Annotated in this window: 10 protein-coding genes and 1 pseudogene; 7 read left to right on the top strand and 4 right to left on the bottom strand. The window is 47.8% G+C overall.

Annotated elements, in window-relative coordinates:
- The first annotated feature begins 24 nt into the window (after positions 1 to 24).
- On the top strand, positions 25 to 834 hold the full coding sequence (locus tag N8A86_RS02030; protein ID WP_273567552.1) for a M48 family metallopeptidase: 810 nt from the start codon (positions 25 to 27) through the stop codon (positions 832 to 834).
- A 63-nt stretch (positions 835 to 897) separates the two neighbouring features.
- Entirely contained in the window at positions 898 to 2259 is a 1362-nt protein-coding gene (locus N8A86_RS02025) for an MFS transporter (RefSeq protein ID WP_273567551.1), read from the top strand.
- A 27-nt stretch (positions 2260 to 2286) separates the two neighbouring features.
- On the opposite strand, the gene N8A86_RS02020 is transcribed toward N8A86_RS02025, so the two are convergent.
- From N8A86_RS02020 to N8A86_RS02005, 4 genes are read right to left on the bottom strand one after another with little or no spacing between them, the layout of a single operon-like run.
- The gene (locus tag N8A86_RS02020) at positions 2287 to 3012 is read right to left on the bottom strand and encodes a head GIN domain-containing protein (protein WP_273567550.1); all 726 of its coding nucleotides are present in this window, start codon (positions 3010 to 3012) and stop codon (positions 2287 to 2289) included.
- A gap of 26 nt (positions 3013 to 3038) precedes the next feature.
- A complete protein-coding gene (locus N8A86_RS02015) occupies positions 3039 to 4124 on the bottom strand; it encodes a DUF4097 family beta strand repeat-containing protein (protein ID WP_273569005.1) in 1086 nt (361 codons plus the stop codon).
- On the bottom strand, positions 4105 to 4668 hold the full coding sequence (locus tag N8A86_RS02010; protein ID WP_273567549.1) for a hypothetical protein: 564 nt from the start codon (positions 4666 to 4668) through the stop codon (positions 4105 to 4107). The genes N8A86_RS02015 and N8A86_RS02010 overlap by 20 nt, the downstream gene beginning before the upstream one ends.
- 3 nt (positions 4669 to 4671) lie before the next feature.
- Positions 4672 to 5223, bottom strand: coding sequence for an RNA polymerase sigma factor (locus N8A86_RS02005; RefSeq protein ID WP_273567548.1), 552 nt, complete (start codon positions 5221 to 5223; stop codon positions 4672 to 4674).
- Positions 5224 to 5560: 337 nt separating this feature from the next.
- On the opposite strand from N8A86_RS02005, the gene N8A86_RS02000 reads away from it, so the two are divergent.
- From N8A86_RS02000 to lon, 5 genes and pseudogenes are all read left to right on the top strand, one after another.
- Positions 5561 to 10348, top strand: a complete 4788-nt coding sequence (locus N8A86_RS02000) for a PKD domain-containing protein (RefSeq protein ID WP_273567547.1) — start codon at positions 5561 to 5563, stop codon at positions 10346 to 10348.
- Complete coding sequence (locus tag N8A86_RS01995) at positions 10309 to 11352, top strand: T9SS type A sorting domain-containing protein (RefSeq protein WP_273567546.1); 1044 nt, start codon at positions 10309 to 10311, stop codon at positions 11350 to 11352. Before N8A86_RS02000 ends, N8A86_RS01995 begins: the two co-directional genes overlap by 40 nt.
- A gap of 203 nt (positions 11353 to 11555) precedes the next feature.
- Entirely contained in the window at positions 11556 to 12515 is a 960-nt protein-coding gene (locus N8A86_RS01990) for a PQQ-dependent sugar dehydrogenase (RefSeq protein ID WP_273567545.1), read from the top strand.
- Entirely contained in the window at positions 12449 to 15505 is a 3057-nt protein-coding gene (locus N8A86_RS01985) for a T9SS type A sorting domain-containing protein (protein WP_273567544.1), read from the top strand. The genes N8A86_RS01990 and N8A86_RS01985 overlap by 67 nt, the downstream gene beginning before the upstream one ends.
- 215 nt (positions 15506 to 15720) lie before the next feature.
- Positions 15721 to 18169: pseudogene (gene lon / locus N8A86_RS01980) on the top strand (endopeptidase La).
- The last annotated feature ends 44 nt before the right edge of the window (positions 18170 to 18213 follow it).

Genomic DNA, 18213 nt, shown 5'->3' with positions numbered 1-18213 from the left:
CAAGACACTAAACACTATATTAAAATGAAAAAAATTGTATTAATAACAGCGGTCTTTTTGACTGTAATGGCATGCAAGGTTAACCCCTTTACCGGCAAGAAAGTTTTGAATTTTTATCCGAATAGCCAAATCTTTCCGATGGCATTCGCACAATATGATCAATTTTTGACCGAAAACGCGGTCGTTGAAAATACGGCTGAGGCCAAGATGATTACCAAGGTCGGACAGCGTATTTCTTCCGCCGCTGAACGATGGTTGGTAGCCAATGGATATCCAGGGTATCTCAAGGACTATAAGTGGGAATATAACCTTGTTAAAGATGAAACGGTCAACGCTTGGTGTATGCCAGGAGGTAAAATTGTTTTCTATACGGGCATACTTCCAATTACACAGACCGAAACGGGTGTTGCGGTCGTTATGGGTCATGAAGTCGCCCACGCATTGGCAGATCATGGCGCACAACGAATGAGTGCCGGTACGTTACAGCAAATCGGGGCTGTCGCCGGAAATGTAGCGATCCAGGATCCAGAAAAAAGAAATATGTTCAATCAGGCGTATGGACTTGGTTCGACAGTTGGTCTGATGTTGCCTTTTAGCAGAGGCCATGAAACTGAGGCGGACCGTATCGGGTTGCAGATTATGGCCATAGCTGGGTACAATCCTGATGAGGCGGCCGAACTGTGGAAACGTATGAAGTCCAAAAGTGGGGGACAGGCTCCACCAGAATTTTTGAGCACCCACCCATCGAACGACACTAGAATTTCCAATTTAACTGCATGGGCACCTTTGGCAAAACAAGAGGCGGCTAAATTTGGAGTTACCAAATTCCAATAGGTATTTAAGTCAATAATCGTATATTAGAAGCCGTTCCATTTGGAGCGGTTTTTTATTTTAAATATGGTCAAGACGTTAGCCACCAAGGGGAGCAAAAAATTATTGAATGCATGGGCTTTCTATGATTGGGCCAATTCGGTATACACTTTGACCATTGCCTCTTCTATATTTCCTATTTATTATTCAGCACTTTTTTCTTCCCCTGACGAACTTGTTTCGGCATTTGGCTTTGAAATGAAACAAACGGTATTGATATCCATAATTACGGCCTTTACTTTTTTAATGGTGGCGGTATTATCCCCGATCTTATCTGGTATTGCGGACTATATTGGAAATAAGAAGAATTTCATGAAATTCTTCTGCTATTTGGGAGGAACGGGATGCATAGGGCTATATTGGTTCAGTTTAGAACATATCCACCTAAGCCTATTGTTTTATTTTATGGGTTTGATAGGTTATTGGGGAAGTTTGGTTTTCTACAATTCCTACCTCCCCGATATTGCGTTTGAAGACCAACAAGATCGCATAAGTGCAAGGGGTTTTTCGTTGGGCTATATCGGTAGTGTTCTTTTGCTGCTGCTAAATTTGGCGATGGTCATGAAGCCCGAGTGGTTCGGTTTTGACATCGGAAGTACGGAAGAACAAAACAACCTCGCCAAATTGAAGGCCATGAAAGTTTCGTTCATCACGGTTGGTGTATGGTGGATTCTTTTCAGTCAATATACGTTTTATGTACTCCCGAAGGGGATTTCCAATGGCCACAGGGTGACTAGAAATGTATTGTTAAATGGTTTTAGGGAGCTACAATTGGTATGGCGGCAATTGAAACAAAATCTAAGGTTGAAAAGATATTTAGGCGCTTTTTTCGTCTTTAGTATGGCAGTGCAGACCATTATGTTGATGGCCGTGTATTTCGGGGAGAAAGAAATCGCTTGGGCCACTGATTCCGAGAAAACATCAGGACTGATCATTAGTATTTTGGTTATTCAATTAGTGGCTGTTTTCGGCGCTATCGTTACATCAAGGGCTTCTGAAAAATTCGGGAACATCAGTACGTTGATTACCGTAAACGCGATTTGGCTGTGCCTTTGTTTCTACGCTTATTTTATGATTACTCCAATGCAGTTTTATGTTGCTGCGGGCTTGGTGGGTTTGGTAATGGGAGGAATTCAAGCTTTGGCGCGCTCTACATATTCAAAATTTCTACCCGAAACAGAAGACACTACCTCTTATTTTAGTTTTTATGATGTGGCTGAAAAGATAGGCATTGTAATAGGCATGGTTCTTTTTGCCATCGTAGATCAAATTAGTACGATGCGCTATGCCATTCTCTTTTTGTTTTTGTTCTTTCTAGTCGGAATTCTGTTGCTACTACGAGTACCACGAAAAAAAGCCCCTTTGTATAAAGAGGCTTCTGAAAATTGACTTTCGTTTTTTAATTGTGATGTTTTCCTATCCTTTTGAAATGTCTCCTGACCCGGAGGTTTTTGTATCTACTTTTTCCGGGTTACCTCTATAGCTGATATCCCCTGAACCGGATACTCTGGCCTTCAACATTTTTTTAGCTGTTACCTTAATATCCGCAGAACCTGAAACGGTTGCGTCTACATTGTCTGCCGAAAGGTCGTAGGCTTTTATGTCCCCACTTCCTGAGATCGTTGCGTCAAAATCCTTGGCATTGCCGCTCAAGGTAATATCACCAGATCCTGACATGGAGGCTGATATGGAATCAACATCCAAATCCAAAGTAATATCGCCAGAACCTGACATTGAGGTCTTAAAATCGTTAGCTTTCATCGTAGTTTTTCCAACAATGTCCCCAGATCCGGATAGTGCCACGGAATTGATTTGTTCTACCGGTACGGTAATAAGCACCCCTTCTTTCCAAGATGAGGGTTGCAAATTATATCCTTTTTCAACTTTTATTGAAAGTTTTCCGTTTTTTACTTCCGTAATAATATGTTCCAAGATGTTCTCCTCACCTTTTAACGTTAATTCGCCTTCATTGCCACTGACCAGTTTGACATCGAACCAACCCGAAACCCCGATACCGTCGTAATCTCCGACCGAACGCTCTATGGTGACCATATCGCCATTTCCTTTTACTCTTTTGCCCCATTGTGCAGTACACGAAGCGGTAAATAATACTACTAAACTCAAGATTGCGATTTTTTTCATGATTTGTGTTTTTAAGATTGATTTATTTAATTTTTCGAGAAACTTATTCCTCCATATTCACTGTTTATTGAGACGGTATTACCACTATTTGACTTTCCGTGATACCCCTTATAATATTTGTTACTTGACTTTTCGGTACTAATATTTATTTCGAAATCATCTTTACCACTAACACCTGCGTACGAAGTGCGTATTTCAAAATCAAAATGATATTGCGGGTCATACCCTATTTTCACGCCCGTATAATCAGAATCGATTCTCAAATTGCCTGCGTCTTCCGCCATCTTCTCAATCCGGATGGAACCATAGTCGGCTTCAACATCCAAGTTGCCATGAACGGTACCTAATTTTACGGTAATATAATCGCCGTTTCCTTGAATATTATTGGCCTCTCCGATTTCAATTTTTCCATAGTCACAAGAGTATTCAAGGTTTTCCATATACTCGACAGTTGAGTTCGTATAGTCGGCTTTGATAGTAAGATTTCCAGCTTTTTCAATTTTAAATCCGGAATAATCTGCTTTGATTTCGCCGCTGTTGATATACCCGATACTTGAATTTGAGGTATAATCAAAGTTAAGCTGATTATTACGACCATGTAGCTCACCGATTTCCAACCGGCCATAATCACAATTGATTTTGGCATGACCGTCGATTCTGTCAAGTATGATATTACCGTAGTCGTTATTAAGGTTCACACTGTTTTTAACAGGAAGTTTTATGGTGTAGTTAATCTGCATATTGACATTGTTATTCCTGTTCCATCCCCAACCATTTCGGTCTTTATTGAAAATCGTCTTAGCGGATACCATACTCATGGTATTTTCAAAATCGACTGTAATTTCGTCGAGTTTACGTTGCACCTTTTCCAAATTATTCCCGTTGGTTTTGATATGGACCTCGATCATTACCCGATTTTCGTTCCAAGAAGTAATATTTAGATTGCCATAACTGTTATTTACTTTTAATAGGGCGTCTGAGTTCACATCGAACTCTTTTTTAATGGTTTTCTCCTTGGTGTGTTTGCCTCCCATCTTGCCCTCATGTGCCATAAGCATCACTGGGAAGACTAAAAGAAGAATCGTGGAGTATTTAAATAGTAAAGTTTTCATCATTATATTCTTTTAGATTTTTAATAGTTTCGATTTGTTCGAGAACGTCGTTCAAGAGGTCAATTCTTGTTTGAAAATTGGTAATCATTGCACTTAAGATCATTTTACTGTTTCCCCCATTGGCAAGATCTTTTTCCAAAATGGTGTAGTCGGCTTCAAGTTTTTTCAGTTGGACCATGGTATCATCAACCATTTTTTTGGTTTCGGGAATGCTCTCGCTTTCCAACTGTTTAACCTGCTCCTCAATAAGACTGGCAAAGTAAAATTGTGTATTGGAAACCTCGGAGGACATTTCTGCTACTTGATTGTTGTCCGTTGCGTCTTGGGATGAGTAAAATCCAATGCCAATTGATAGCAGAATCGCTACTGAAGCAGCAATTGACAGTGGCTTCCACCATGATTTTTTCTTATCATCAAGTATTATGACACTATGTTGTCTTTCCAACTTAGCTAAAAAACGCTCTTGATGCCCTATTAAAGGCTCGTGATAATCAAAATCATTTTTTGCCCTTTTGAAAAAATCTTCAAGTTTTTCTTCTTGCATGATTTATACGTTTGTTAATTTTTTTCGTAAACTTTCTTTGGCCCTTGAAATGGTCGTCCGGCAGTTGGCATAACTGATATTCATAATCGTACTGATTTCTTCATAATCATAACCTTCAACTAGATGTAAGGTCAAAGAAACTCTGTAATTATCTTTTAACCGGTTCATGGTCTCCATCACCTTTTGAGCCTTCAGTTCGGTGAACACATGATCCGAAGCAATTCCGTCATTATCTTCGACCTTGTACAATACATCATCTAGGGCTACTTCCTTGTTCTTTTGTTGCTTTCGGTAATGATAGATACTGTTGTTTATCACAATTCTCTTTAACCATGCCCCGAAGGTTACTTCGCCTTTGAAAGTATGCAATTTGGTAAACGCGTTTAGAAACGATTCTTGCATAACATCCTCGGCCTCGGCACTATTTTTTACGATTCGCAAAGCTGTATTGTACATGGCCTTATAATAGCGATTGTAAACTTGCATTTGTGCTGTTTGCTTTCCTTCAAGGCACCATTGCAATAATGTGTCAATATCTTCTCTTTCGTGGCTCAAAAGGTGGATGGTTTGTATTAGAGATGAGCCAATTTACCAAATGTTACAGTTTGAGAACAAAAAAAAAGATTTGTTACACTTAATCGATATTTCTAAAAGTTAATCGATCAATACTCTTTCATTGTGATTTAGAAGGTCAATAGTCCTAATTTAGAGGGCCGTAAAGTTCTCCCGAATCTTTAATTTATAAGAAATATCAAATACAATGGGAAACTTGCACTTTTTACCGCGATATGTACTTTTAACAATACTCTTATTATTTTGTAACTTATCTTTCTCCCAGACTCCCTCCCAGGACGGGCAGTGGAGCGCCCCGATAGGCTTCAACCTGGTCCCGGTGGCGGTTGCGAACCTTCCCGACGGGCGTTTGATCACGTGGTCCTCTCAGTACCCGGACACCTTCGTGGAGACGGGCAACGGGATGACCTATACCCAGATATTCGATCCCTCCACGGGCACCACCGAGACGATGACCACCACCCAGACGGACCACGACATGTTCTGCCCCGGGATCAACAACCTTGCGGACGGGCGGATCCTCTCGGCTGGCGGTGTGAGCAGCGAGCGCACGAGCATCTACGACCCGGCCACGGGGGTATGGAGCCGTGCCGACGACATGAACATCAACCGGGGCTACCAGGGCAACGTGACCCTGGCCGACGGCTCGGTCTTCACCCTTGGCGGCTCTTGGAGCGGCAGCAACACGGCGGCGACCAACGGCGGCAAGGACGGCGAGCTGTGGTCGGCCGAGACGGGCTGGATCAACAAGCCCGGCATCCAGGGCTCGGACATCTTTACCACGGCCGACCTCAACGGCGAGCAACAGGGGCTCTACCGGGTGGACAACCACCTGTGGCTCTGGGCGGCGCCCGACGGGCGGATCTTCCATGCGGGGCCCAGTGCCTCGATGAACTGGATCGACGTCTCGGGCAGCGGTACGGTGACCAGTGCCGGCACTCGTGGCAACGACACCTTCTCGATGAAGGGCACCACGGTGATGTTCGATACGGGCAAGATCCTCAAGGTAGGGGGCGCGACCTCCTACGGTACCGAGTTCAACAACGGCATCCCGGCCAACGAGAAGTCCTTCGTGATAGACATCAACAATCCCAATAACGTAACGGTGACCGCGACGCCCAACATGCAGTACGTGCGCACGATGCACAACAGCACGGTACTGCCCGACGGCAAGGTACTGGTCACGGGCGGGCTCGACCATGCGGAGGTCTTCTCCGACACGGGGGCGGCGCTCCCGGCCGAGCTCTACGACCCGGTTTCCAACACCTGGGAGACCTTGGCGGCCATGGCCACCCCCAGGACCTACCACAGCGTGGGCATACTGATGACCGACGGCCGCGTCTTCGTGGGCGGCGGGGGCCTGTGCGACGGTATCGGCCTGCCCGGCTACGAGGACTGTACCAACCATTTCGACGCCGAGGTCTACAGCCCGCCGTACCTTTTCACCGCGGGCGGGCAACTGGCCACAAGGCCGTCCATCACCAACGCCCCGGCGACGGCCGATTACGACACCAACATCAGTGTCACCACGAACACGGCGGTCACCGAGTTCAGCCTGATCCGCTTCTCGGCCGCCACCCACAGCACCAACAACGAACAGCGCAGGATCCCGTTGGCCACCACGGGCGGCACCTCGCACAGCCTGGCCATACCGGGCAGGAACCTGTTGCCCCCGGGCTATTACATGCTCTTCGGCCTTAACGCCGCAGGCGTGCCCAGCGTGGCCCATACCATCAGGGTCGGCAACGCCGTGCCGCTCACCGGCGACCCGAACCTGGTGATGCACCTGAAGTTCGACGAGACCTCGGGGTCCGTGGCGGCCGACGCCTCGGGCAACAACAACGACGGCACCATCTTCGACGTAACGGACAACGGGGCCACCAAGGCCCCCAGTACCGACAACTGGTCCACCGGCCTCTTCGGGGGTGCGGCCCAGATGGACGGGGAGACCTTCCAGAGCAACACCATCGTTGACGTGCCCTACTCCGCCTCGCTCGCGGCCACGGCACAGTCCATCACCGTGATGGCATGGGTCGACCGCGACGACATCGCCAACAACGTGGGCATACTCACCCACGACTACCCGGCCATGTTCTTCGGCTTCCACAACAACCTCTACAAATGGGAGTTCGCCACCACAGCGGGGGGCGGGGACTGCTATTCGGGCTATTCGCCCGCGGGGCAGTGGGTGCACATCGCGGCCACCTACGACGGTACCACCGCCAGGCTCTTCGCCAACGGGGTCGAGGTCTGTACGCAGGCCGTGAGCGGCGATATCATCTTCGACGCCACCACGCCGAACTTCTCCTCCTTCGCGTCCTCGGGCTTCTACGAGACCCGCGACCCGGCCACCAACAACGTGCTGATCAACAACAACTACAACCAGAGCGGGGTCACCGACGAGATATCGGGCAAGATCGACGAGCTCAAGGTATACAACAACGCCCTGGGGGCACAGGAGATAAAGGCCCTCTACGACGCGGGCGTCGCACAGGGCGTACCGGCATGCCCGCCGGGCACCATCACGGCGCAGTACCGCATCGGTACCAGCGGGCCGTGGACGGACGGCAACGTGATAAACGCGCCCTCCTCCTCGCAGGTATACATCAGGGCCGTGGCCACGGGCACCTACTACGTCACCACGGCACAGAACGACAACGACAGCCCCACCTTCGAATCCGGGACCGACTTCACCCAGGCCAACGGCTACCTGATAGACCCGGCCACCGACATAGGGGCCAACAACCAGCTCACCCTCACCACCGCAGGGGGATGCCCGACAGTGGTGACGTATAATGTAGTAATAGGAGGGTGTGAGCCCGGAAACTCTCAAGTATCGGCAGAATGGAGAATTAATGATGGTCCGTATTTAAATGCCCTTGAAGGAGAGGATATATCCATTTCAGCAGAACTCGGAGATACGGTAAGACTCAGTATTTTACCTAACCAAGATGCCGAGAACAATATTTTGGAATTTGATGTTTCGCTGCCAAGCGGCAGTGTAGTGAACGATATTTCAGGGGATTATATTTTAACGAATGTGTCGTCCAACCAAAATGGAGTCTATGTATTGACTTCTTCAGAAGGTTGTTCGGTCATAATTAATTTAAACGTTGATTCCGGCGAGCCTGGCAGCTGCCCTGACTACCTGGTCAACGGTGACGCCTCGCTGCCCCTGCCGGAGGGCGTCCTGGCCTCGGGCCTGGACTCGGCGGTGATGCTGGAGGGCACGGGCGCCGGCCCTGGCTGCCAATTGGAGCTGACCAACGGCGATGGCGGGGAGCCCTGGGCGAAGTACCGCATCGCGATCGACCTAGCGGCCAACGGGATCTCGGCGGGCGACGAGCTCTACTTCAGCCTTGCGGGGAGCGGCACGGGTGGCGCCGCGCGCTTCCAGGTGGCGCGGGACAACCGTCCGAACACCTTTCTGGTGGACCACGCCTACGGCACGGGCTGGTCTACGCACTCGCAGACGGTGACGGTCCCCTCTGGGCTGTCGACACTGGACATCTGGATCTACCCGAACTTCGGGGTCTCCTCGGCGGGCTCGGCGCGCTACGGGGACCTTGTGGTGAGCAAGGGGTCTGCCCCTGGCGACGGCCCGACGGCCGTGGTCCTGGCATCCCCGACCAACGGCGCGGCACCGCTGACGGTGGGCTTCACCGGCAGCGGTTCCACGGACGACCAGCCGGGACTGTCCCATAGCTGGGACTTCGGAGACGGCAGCCCTGTCTCCAACGTGGCGGACCCGGACCACGAGTATACCTCCGTGGGCACCTTCGACGCTGTGCTGACGGTGACCGATTCCGACGGCCAGACCGACAGCGGTACGGTCAGGATCACGGTGACGGGCGAGCCTGGCAGCTGCCCTGACTACCTGGTCAACGGTGACGCCTCGCTGCCCCTGCCGGAGGGCGTCCTGGCCTCGGGCCTGGACTCGGCGGTGATGCTGGAGGGCACGGGCGCCGGCCCTGGCTGCCAATTGGAGCTGACCAACGGCGATGGCGGGGAGCCCTGGGCGAAGTACCGCATCGCGATCGACCTAGCGGCCAACGGGATCTCGGCGGGCGACGAGCTCTACTTCAGCCTTGCGGGGAGCGGCACGGGTGGCGCCGCGCGCTTCCAGGTGGCGCGGGACAACCGTCCGAACACCTTTCTGGTGGACCACGCCTACGGCACGGGCTGGTCTACGCACTCGCAGACGGTGACGGTCCCCTCTGGGCTGTCGACACTGGACATCTGGATCTACCCGAACTTCGGGGTCTCCTCGGCGGGCTCGGCGCGCTACGGGGACCTTGTGGTGAGCAAGGGGTCTGCCCCTGGCGACGGCCCGACGGCCGTGGTCCTGGCATCCCCGACCAACGGCGCGGCACCGCTGACGGTGGGCTTCACCGGCAGCGGTTCCACGGACGACCAGCCGGGACTGTCCCATAGCTGGGACTTCGGAGACGGCAGCCCTGTCTCCAACGTGGCGGACCCGGACCACGAGTATACCTCCGTGGGCACCTTCGACGCTGTGCTGACGGTGACCGATTCCGACGGCCAGACCGACAGCGGTACGGTCAGGATCACGGTGACGGGCGAGCCTGGCAGCTGCCCTGACTACCTGGTCAACGGTGACGCCTCGCTGCCCCTGCCGGAGGGCGTCCTGGCCTCGGGCCTGGACTCGGCGGTGATGCTGGAGGGCACGGGCGCCGGCCCTGGCTGCCAATTGGAGCTGACCAACGGCGATGGCGGGGAGCCCTGGGCGAAGTACCGCATCGCGATCGACCTAGCGGCCAACGGGATCTCGGCGGGCGACGAGCTCTACTTCAGCCTTGCGGGGAGCGGCACGGGTGGCGCCGCGCGCTTCCAGGTGGCGCGGGACAACCGTCCGAACACCTTTCTGGTGGACCACGCCTACGGCACGGGCTGGTCTACGCACTCGCAGACGGTGACGGTCCCCTCTGGGCTGTCGACACTGGACATCTGGATCTACCCGAACTTCGGGGTCTCCTCGGCGGGCTCGGCGCGCTACGGGGACCTTGTGGTGAGCAAGGGGTCTGCCCTGGCGACGGCCCGACGGCCGTGGTCCTGGCATCCCCGACCAACGGCGCGGCACCGCTGACGGTGGGCTTCACCGGCAGCGGTTCCACGGACGACCAGCCGGGACTGTCCCATAGCTGGGACTTCGGAGACGGCAGCCCTGTCTCCAACGTGGCGGACCCGGACCACGAGTATACCTCCGTGGGCACCTTCGACGCTGTGCTGACGGTGACCGATTCCGACGGCCAGACCGACAGCGGTACGGTCAGGATCACGGTGACGGGCGAGCCCGGCAGCTGCCCTGACTACCTGGTCAACGGTGACGCCTCGCTGCCCCTGCCGGAGGGCGTCCTGGCCTCGGGCCTGGACTCGGCGGTGATGCTGGAGGGCACGGGCGCCGGCCCTGGCTGCCAATTGGAGCTGACCAACGGCGATGGCGGGGAGCCCTGGGCGAAGTACCGCATCGCGATCGACCTAGCGGCCAACGGGATCTCGGCGGGCGACGAGCTCTACTTCAGCCTTGCGGGGAGCGGCACGGGTGGCGCCGCGCGCTTCCAGGTGGCGCGGGACAACCGTCCGAACACCTTTCTGGTGGACCACGCCTACGGCACGGGCTGGTCTACGCACTCGCAGACGGTGACGGTCCCCTCTGGGCTGTCGACACTGGACATCTGGATCTACCCGAACTTCGGGGTCTCCTCGGCGGGCTCGGCGCGCTACGGGGACCTTGTGGTGAGCAAGGGGTCAATAGGTGGCACGGGTAAAAATATCCTTAACGAAAAACTTATTAATTCAAATGATACTTTAGAGGAAGATCTTGATGCATTTGTTGAACTAGATAAAGTATTGGTTTATCCCAATCCAAGTTCGGGATTGCTTTATTTGAATTTGAGTAGTCTTATGGATGTCGAGCTTAATTGTAATGTTTACAACTCACTTGGGCAAAATGTCTTTGGCCTTAAACTTGATGCCAATCATGCCTCAAATGAGGAATTAAATCTAGGTCATCTTTCTTCTGGTGTCTATTATCTTCAAATTCAGAGTATTTATGGGAATATTTTTAAATCTATTGTTATTGAAAAATAGCGAATTTTTGTACAGCTTTTCTTTCGATAAAAGCAAGTGTGTGAATTAAAAATAAGAATCAATATGTTAAATTTTGGGTTCTTTCATCGAAAAAATGTGTAATTTCTCAGTAATAAAAATCTTTTTTATGTAATTAAACGTAGTAAAGGTACGTTTAAGCGAAATAGACCGTTTACTTTGAATAAATTTGATCCCCAAAATTTATGAAGAAAATTACCTACTTATGCCTACTTTTTATTGCCTTTTGTTTAACGACTTTTGCCCAAGAAGCGGTAACCTATCAAGAGGCGTTTCAAAACTTGACATTTGAGTTTCCTGTTGAAATTCAGAATGCTGGTGATTCCAGCAATAGGTTGTTCGTAGTTGAACAATCGGGAAAAATCAAGGTTTTCGATAATGACCCTAATACTTCCCAACAAAAAGTTTTTTTGGATTTGACCAATGAAGTAAGCTTTTCATTCGGTCAGGAAATAGGCCTCTTAGGTCTTGCCTTTCATCCCGAGTATAACCAAAATGGCTACTTCTATGTTTACTATACCCGATATAGCAGTGTGGCCAATGTAGGTGTGGAAATTGTTATCGCTAGATATAATGCTAGTTCCAATAATTCCGATCAAGCCGATGTCTCAAGTAGATTGGAAATTTTGAGTTTCGATAAAAATCAAGAACATTCGAATCATAATGGTGGTAAAATCGGGTTTGGCCCAGACGGCTATCTCTACGCTTCTTTTGGTGATGGCGGCGGCGGCGGCGATCCGAACAGAAATGCCCAAAATCTTGATAATCCCTTTGGAAGTATACTGCGAATCGATGTAGATGTGGATGGAAATAATCCTTTGGAATCCAATCCTGACCTCCCCAATGGCAATTATGAGATACCCAATGACAACCCTCGAGTGGGAAGTAGCGGAATGGATGAGCTCTATGCATGGGGTATTCGAAATACGTGGAAATTTTCCTTTGATACAAGTACTAATATCATGTGGGGCGCTGATGTGGGCCAAGGGGAATTCGAAGAAATCAACTTGATTCAAAAGGAGGTAACTACGGTTGGAATAGATATGAGGCAAATGCAGACTATAATACTTCAACAGGTTTGGCCACAAACCCCCAAATTGGACCGATTTACCAATATAACCATAATAATGGCGATTTATCAATAACAGGAGGTTATGTATATAGGGGTTCGAGTAATAATCCTGATTTACAGGGAAAATATATCTATGGGGATTATGTTTCCGGAAGGGTTTGGTCACTCGACTACAATTCTGGCAATAATTCGGCCACATCTAAATTACTTTTTAGAACCAATGGAGAGTATGTTTCAAGTTTTGGCCTGGACGAATCCGGTGAGCTTTATTTCAGCGGTTACGGAAACTCAGCAAAAATTTTTAAAATCATCGGGGGTGATGAAAATACGGACCCGTCGAATACAGTCGTCGATGGTATCGGATCTTGGCAAGATATTGAAAATGGAACGAATGGAAATATCGAGGCGGTAATTACTTCAGGTGACGATTTATTTGTTGCGGGAAGTTTCTCTACGGCTGGCTCCATTGCAGCCAACAATATAGCTGTATATACTAAAAATGAAGGGTGGAAGACACTCTCTAGCGGTGCCAATGGCAGTGTAAATGCGTTGGCTATAGCATCCAATGGAAATCTTTATGCTGGCGGCGAATTTACGAATATTGGCGGTGTAGAAGCCAAAAATATTGCGGTATGGAATGGTTCTAACTGGTCGCCCCTGGGTACGGGAACAAATGGTTCCGTGGCCAAAATAATTATCGACCAGAATGACAATGTTTATGCAGGTGGAGCTTTCGAGAACGCTGGGGGAATAATCGTCCACAATATTGCAAAATGGAAAAATGGATGGTCTCCATTGAGCGATTCGGGTACTTTGATCAGTGGTACGAACAATGAAATTAGATCTGTTGCCTTACATAATGGACAGCTTATAGTCGGAGGTAATTTCGATAGCGCAGGAGGTAAGACCGCAAATCGGATCGCTACATGGAATGGTAGTAGCTGGAATACGTTAGGCGAAGGCACAAGTGGTTTTGTCCAGGCTATTTTGGTACAATCAGGATATATCTACGCTGGTGGAAATTTCACCCTTGCCGGTGGCAAAACGGTAAACAGGATATCCCGCTGGAATATAACGTCTAAGAGTTGGGAAGGACTGGGCAATGGTACCAGTGGTAACGTAAACGCACTTGCAACCGATGGTACTTATATTTATTTGGGAGGAAATTTTGAAACGGTCTCTGACGTAACTGAGTCTAACTACGTTATGAATAATATGGCGAGGTGGAGTGAATCATCCGGTTTTGAAGCATTAGGAACCTCTAAAAATGTAGGTACGGATAACCAAGTAAATAGCATATATTTTTCCGCCAACGGGAATGACCTTTATGTAGGTGGAAATTTCAATGCAGCCGGCAATAGCACTTCTAGCAAACTTGCCGTATGGTCTCAAAACTTTAACTGCTCGGATGCCGATATAAGTATGGAGTACTCCTTGAACGGTATTAATTGGATTTCAGGAGATTCTAGGATAACTGTAGACGAAGGCACTTCGGTTCAAATAAGAAAAAGGGGGCTCGGAAGTACTTACACCATTACATTGCCAAACGGTACGGTCCATTCAGGATCTTATGACCTCGGAATCATCAATCCAGACCAAGCAGGCGTTTATCGAATAACCGGTAACGATGGTTGTTCAAGGGCTTTTGAAATTTTTGTGATTTCAGATGGCGATACGTGTCCCACGGGAAGCATAGTGCCTCAGTACCAAGTCAACGGAACATGGTTCAAGGGTTACAATAATCTATCGGTACAACCTGGTGCCGAAGTGGTTCTTAGTATGTATCCTGAAGATATCGGACTTGAGATAACGTTGCCAAGTGGCGAAGTTGTAGGTGATGAACATAGTTTGGGCGCTGTAACGACCGCAAACAACGGTACCTATATACTGACTTCTGAAGAAGGCTGTACCACTGAAATTAATTTGACGGTGAACGAGGGTACTTCAAGTTGTGATGAAATATTGATCCCTGAATACCGTATCAATGGAAAATGGTCGAATGGGGAAGATGTTATAACGATAAACCAAGGTTCTGAGGTTATTTTTAGTATGTTGCCCAATGGAGTAGCGATGGCCCTTACCTTACCTGACGGGACCATTGTTGAAGACAATTATAAAATAAGCAATTTTGCCTTGTCCAAAGCCGGAACGTATCTTCTAACATCGTCCCAAGGTTGTAGTAAAGCCCTGGAAGTCAATGTTGTGGATGAATGCGAGGAAGATAGTGTTATACCTGAATATCGTATAGATGGCATTTGGTCCAACGGTGAAAATACATTGATTGTTGACGAAGGTTCGGATGTGGTACTGAGTATGCTCCCTGAAAATGTAGGACTGACCATCGTAAGGCCAGATGGTACTTTAGTTTCCGATAATTATGCCATGCGGAGTATAAAATTGGAGCAAGCCGGAATCTATACCTTTTTCTCTGAGGAAGGTTGTTCCGCTACACTAGATATTACGGTCAATGGCTCGGTGAACTGCACAGCTGAAAGTATAATTCCCGAATATCGCATCGACGGTATCTGGAAAAGTGGTCAGAATTATCTAAAAGTCGATGCGGGAACCGATTTATTGCTTAGTATGCTGCCGAACGATATCGGTCTAACGATTACCACTCCGGATGGACGACAAGTGGCTGACAACTATAGCTTGAGAAACGTAACGGATGCTGATTCAGGTGTATACGTACTTAGGTCTTCTGAAGGTTGTAAGACGACATTGACACTCGATGTCTCCAAACCTGGAACCGGAAAATCTTCGCCTTTAGATGAGTTTCAAGGAGATTTTAAGAATTATCATTCGGTAAAGAATGAGTTCGCGGTGTATCCAAATCCAACTATGGATCAGGCTACCATGGATATTCAAACCTTACAAGGTAGGCCTTTAAGTGTTATACTGAGTAATATGCAGCAGCAGACCTTGATATCGGAGATATTGACAGAAGATCATTCGAGTAGTCTAACGTTCGACATGAGTAATTTTCCACCAGGGATGTATATTATAAAGTTAACCCTTGATAACGGGGAAGTAATTACCCGTAAAATAATAAAGAAAAGGTAAGATTATTTTAAATTGTCTTTTTAAGACCCTTTCAGTTTGTTTCTGAAAGGGTTTTTCTTTTTCATGCTGTGAATGGCACAACAATTGTTTTTGTGTGTAGAACGAGAATGCCCGAATGACAAAGGTTTAATGAGAATAGGGCTTTTGATGGATTGAATAGTTTATAATAAAATGGTAAATGTCATATTTATGACATTATGGCCGAAAAAATATATATGGGAGATTCCAAATTTTCAAATTTTGACAATATGTCTTTGCAAAGTATTGACGAAGAATCAGAATTGATTCCGTTGTTGACTCCAGAGGACGAAGAACATATGAACAATGAGGAACTTCCGGAAACCCTGCCTATTTTGCCCTTGCGAAATACGGTACTTTTTCCGGGAGTGGTCATTCCTATCACAGCAGGAAGGGATAAGTCGATTAATTTGATCAAAGATGCCAATAACGGTTCAAAAGTAATTGGAGTCGTTTCCCAAAAGGATGAGGAAACCGAAAATCCTGGGGTGAGCGATATCAATACTTTGGGTACAGTTGCACGAATTTTGAGAGTATTACAAATGCCCGATGGCAATACAACGGTAATAATACAAGGAAAAAAACGCTTCGAAATTGCCGAAGTACTTACAGAGCAACCATATATGACCGCTACGGTTCGGGAAGCTGAAGAAATACGGCCAGATCAGACCAGTAAGGAATTCTTGGCCATTATAGAATCCATTAAAGATTTGGCCTTAAAGATTATCAGGGATAACCCGAATATACCGAGTGAAGCATCTTTTGCCATAAAGAATATACAGAGCAATTCTTTCTTGATCAATTTTGTCTCGTCGAACCTTAACTTGGACGTTAAGGACAAACAAGACCTTCTAGAAATCGCGAATTTACAAGATAGGGCCCTGGCCACTTTAAAATACATGAATGTCGAGCTACAAAAACTGGAGCTCAAAAATGACATTCAATCCAAGGTGAGAAGTGATCTTGACCAGCAGCAACGTGAATATTTTCTGCATCAGCAGATGAAGACCATACAAGAAGAACTGGGTGGCGGTTCTTACGATGAGGAAATTGACGAAATGCGGATTCGGGCCAAAAAGAAAAAATGGAACAAAAAGGTCAAAGAACATTTTGAAAAAGAGCTTGCCAAGATTCAACGAATGAATCCACAGGTGGCCGAGTATTCCATTCAAAGAAATTATCTCGATTTATTTTTGGATCTGCCATGGAATGAATTTTCAAAGGATAAATTCGATTTAAAAAGGGCCGAGAAAATTTTGGATCGTGATCATTATGGTTTGGAAGATGTAAAAGAGGATCATCGAATATTTGGCGGTTCTGATACTTCGAAATGATATGAAATCGCCTATTATTTGTCTGTATGGACCTCCGGGCGTTGGTAAAACTTCGCTGGGTAAGTCCATAGCCGAAGCCTTGGGCAGAGAGTATGTAAGAATGTCATTAGGGGGAATGCGCGATGAAGCCGAGATACGAGGGCATCGAAAGACCTATATAGGCGCCATGCCGGGCAGGATCGTTCAAAGCTTGAAAAAGGCAGGAACTTCGAATCCAGTTTTTATTCTTGATGAAATCGATAAACTTTCTAGCAGTCACCAAGGCGACCCTTCATCCGCTATGCTTGAGGTGCTAGATCCAGAGCAGAATTCGGATTTTCACGACAACTTTCTTGAAATGAGCTATGATTTATCCAAGGTAATGTTCATAGCTACTGCAAACAATCTATCGACCATTCAGCCTGCACTGCGTGATAGAATGGAGATTATTAACGTTACCGGATATACCATTGAGGAAAAGGTAGAGATTGCGAAAAGACATTTATTGCCTAAACAACTGAAAGAGCATGGCCTATCAGCAAAAGATTTGAAAATAGGGAAACGGCAGTTGGAAAAAATAGTTGAAGGTTATACAAGAGAGTCGGGGGTGCGGGGCCTTGAAAAACAGATTGCCAAAATGGTGCGTTATGCAGCAAAGTCAATTGCCATTGAAGAAGAATACGATATCAAAGTAAGCAATGAAGACGTGGAAAAGATCTTAGGCCCGGCGAGATTGGAGCGCGATAAATACGAAAATAATGATGTTGCGGGGGTCGTGACCGGTCTGGCATGGACAACCGTCGGGGGCGATATTCTGTTCATCGAATCAATCCTTTCCAAAGGAAAAGGAAATTTGAACATCACAGGTAACTTAGGAAAGGTGATGAAAGAATCGGCCACCATCGCCATGGAATACATCAAATCGAACGCAGATCGGTTCGAGATTGACCCCGAAGTTTTTGAGAAATACAATGTACACATACATGTGCCAGAAGGTGCTACCCCTAAAGACGGCCCGAGTGCAGGTATTACCATGTTAACTTCCTTGGTCTCCCTATTTACCCAGCGCAAGGTGAAAAAGAGTTTGGCCATGACGGGAGAGATTACCTTACGAGGAAAAGTATTGCCGGTCGGGGGAATAAAGGAAAAGATTCTAGCCGCCAAAAGAGCGCGTATCAAAGAGATCATACTTTGTGAGGATAACAGAAAAGACATTCTTGAAATAAAACAGGAATACCTCAAAGGTCTTGTCTTCCATTATGTAGCCGATATGCACGAAGTCATTGAGGCGGCCATAACGAAGCAAAAAGTAAAAAACGCCAAAAAGCTTTAGGGGCTGCATGGGCTAAGATATATTTGCCCATATTACGTTCCCTG

This window comes from Maribacter halichondriae (assembly GCF_027474825.1).
Taxonomy (GTDB): Bacteria; Bacteroidota; Bacteroidia; order Flavobacteriales; family Flavobacteriaceae; genus Meishania; species Meishania halichondriae.
This window is presented reverse-complemented; position numbering and strand designations above follow the sequence as displayed.

What these genes read in the sequence shown, in the direction of transcription:
- N8A86_RS02020 (WP_273567550.1), bottom strand. Translation starts at nt 3,012, where the DNA reads ATGAAAAAAATCGCAATCTTGAGTTTAGTAGTATTATTTACCGCTTCG.
- N8A86_RS02025 (WP_273567551.1), top strand. Translation starts at nt 898, where the DNA reads ATGGTCAAGACGTTAGCCACCAAGGGGAGCAAAAAATTATTGAATGCA.
- N8A86_RS02015 (WP_273569005.1), bottom strand. Translation starts at nt 4,124, where the DNA reads ATGAAAACTTTACTATTTAAATACTCCACGATTCTTCTTTTAGTCTTC.
- N8A86_RS02030 (WP_273567552.1), top strand. Translation starts at nt 25, where the DNA reads ATGAAAAAAATTGTATTAATAACAGCGGTCTTTTTGACTGTAATGGCA.
- N8A86_RS02010 (WP_273567549.1), bottom strand. Translation starts at nt 4,668, where the DNA reads ATGCAAGAAGAAAAACTTGAAGATTTTTTCAAAAGGGCAAAAAATGAT.
- N8A86_RS01990 (WP_273567545.1), top strand. Translation starts at nt 11,556, where the DNA reads ATGAAGAAAATTACCTACTTATGCCTACTTTTTATTGCCTTTTGTTTA.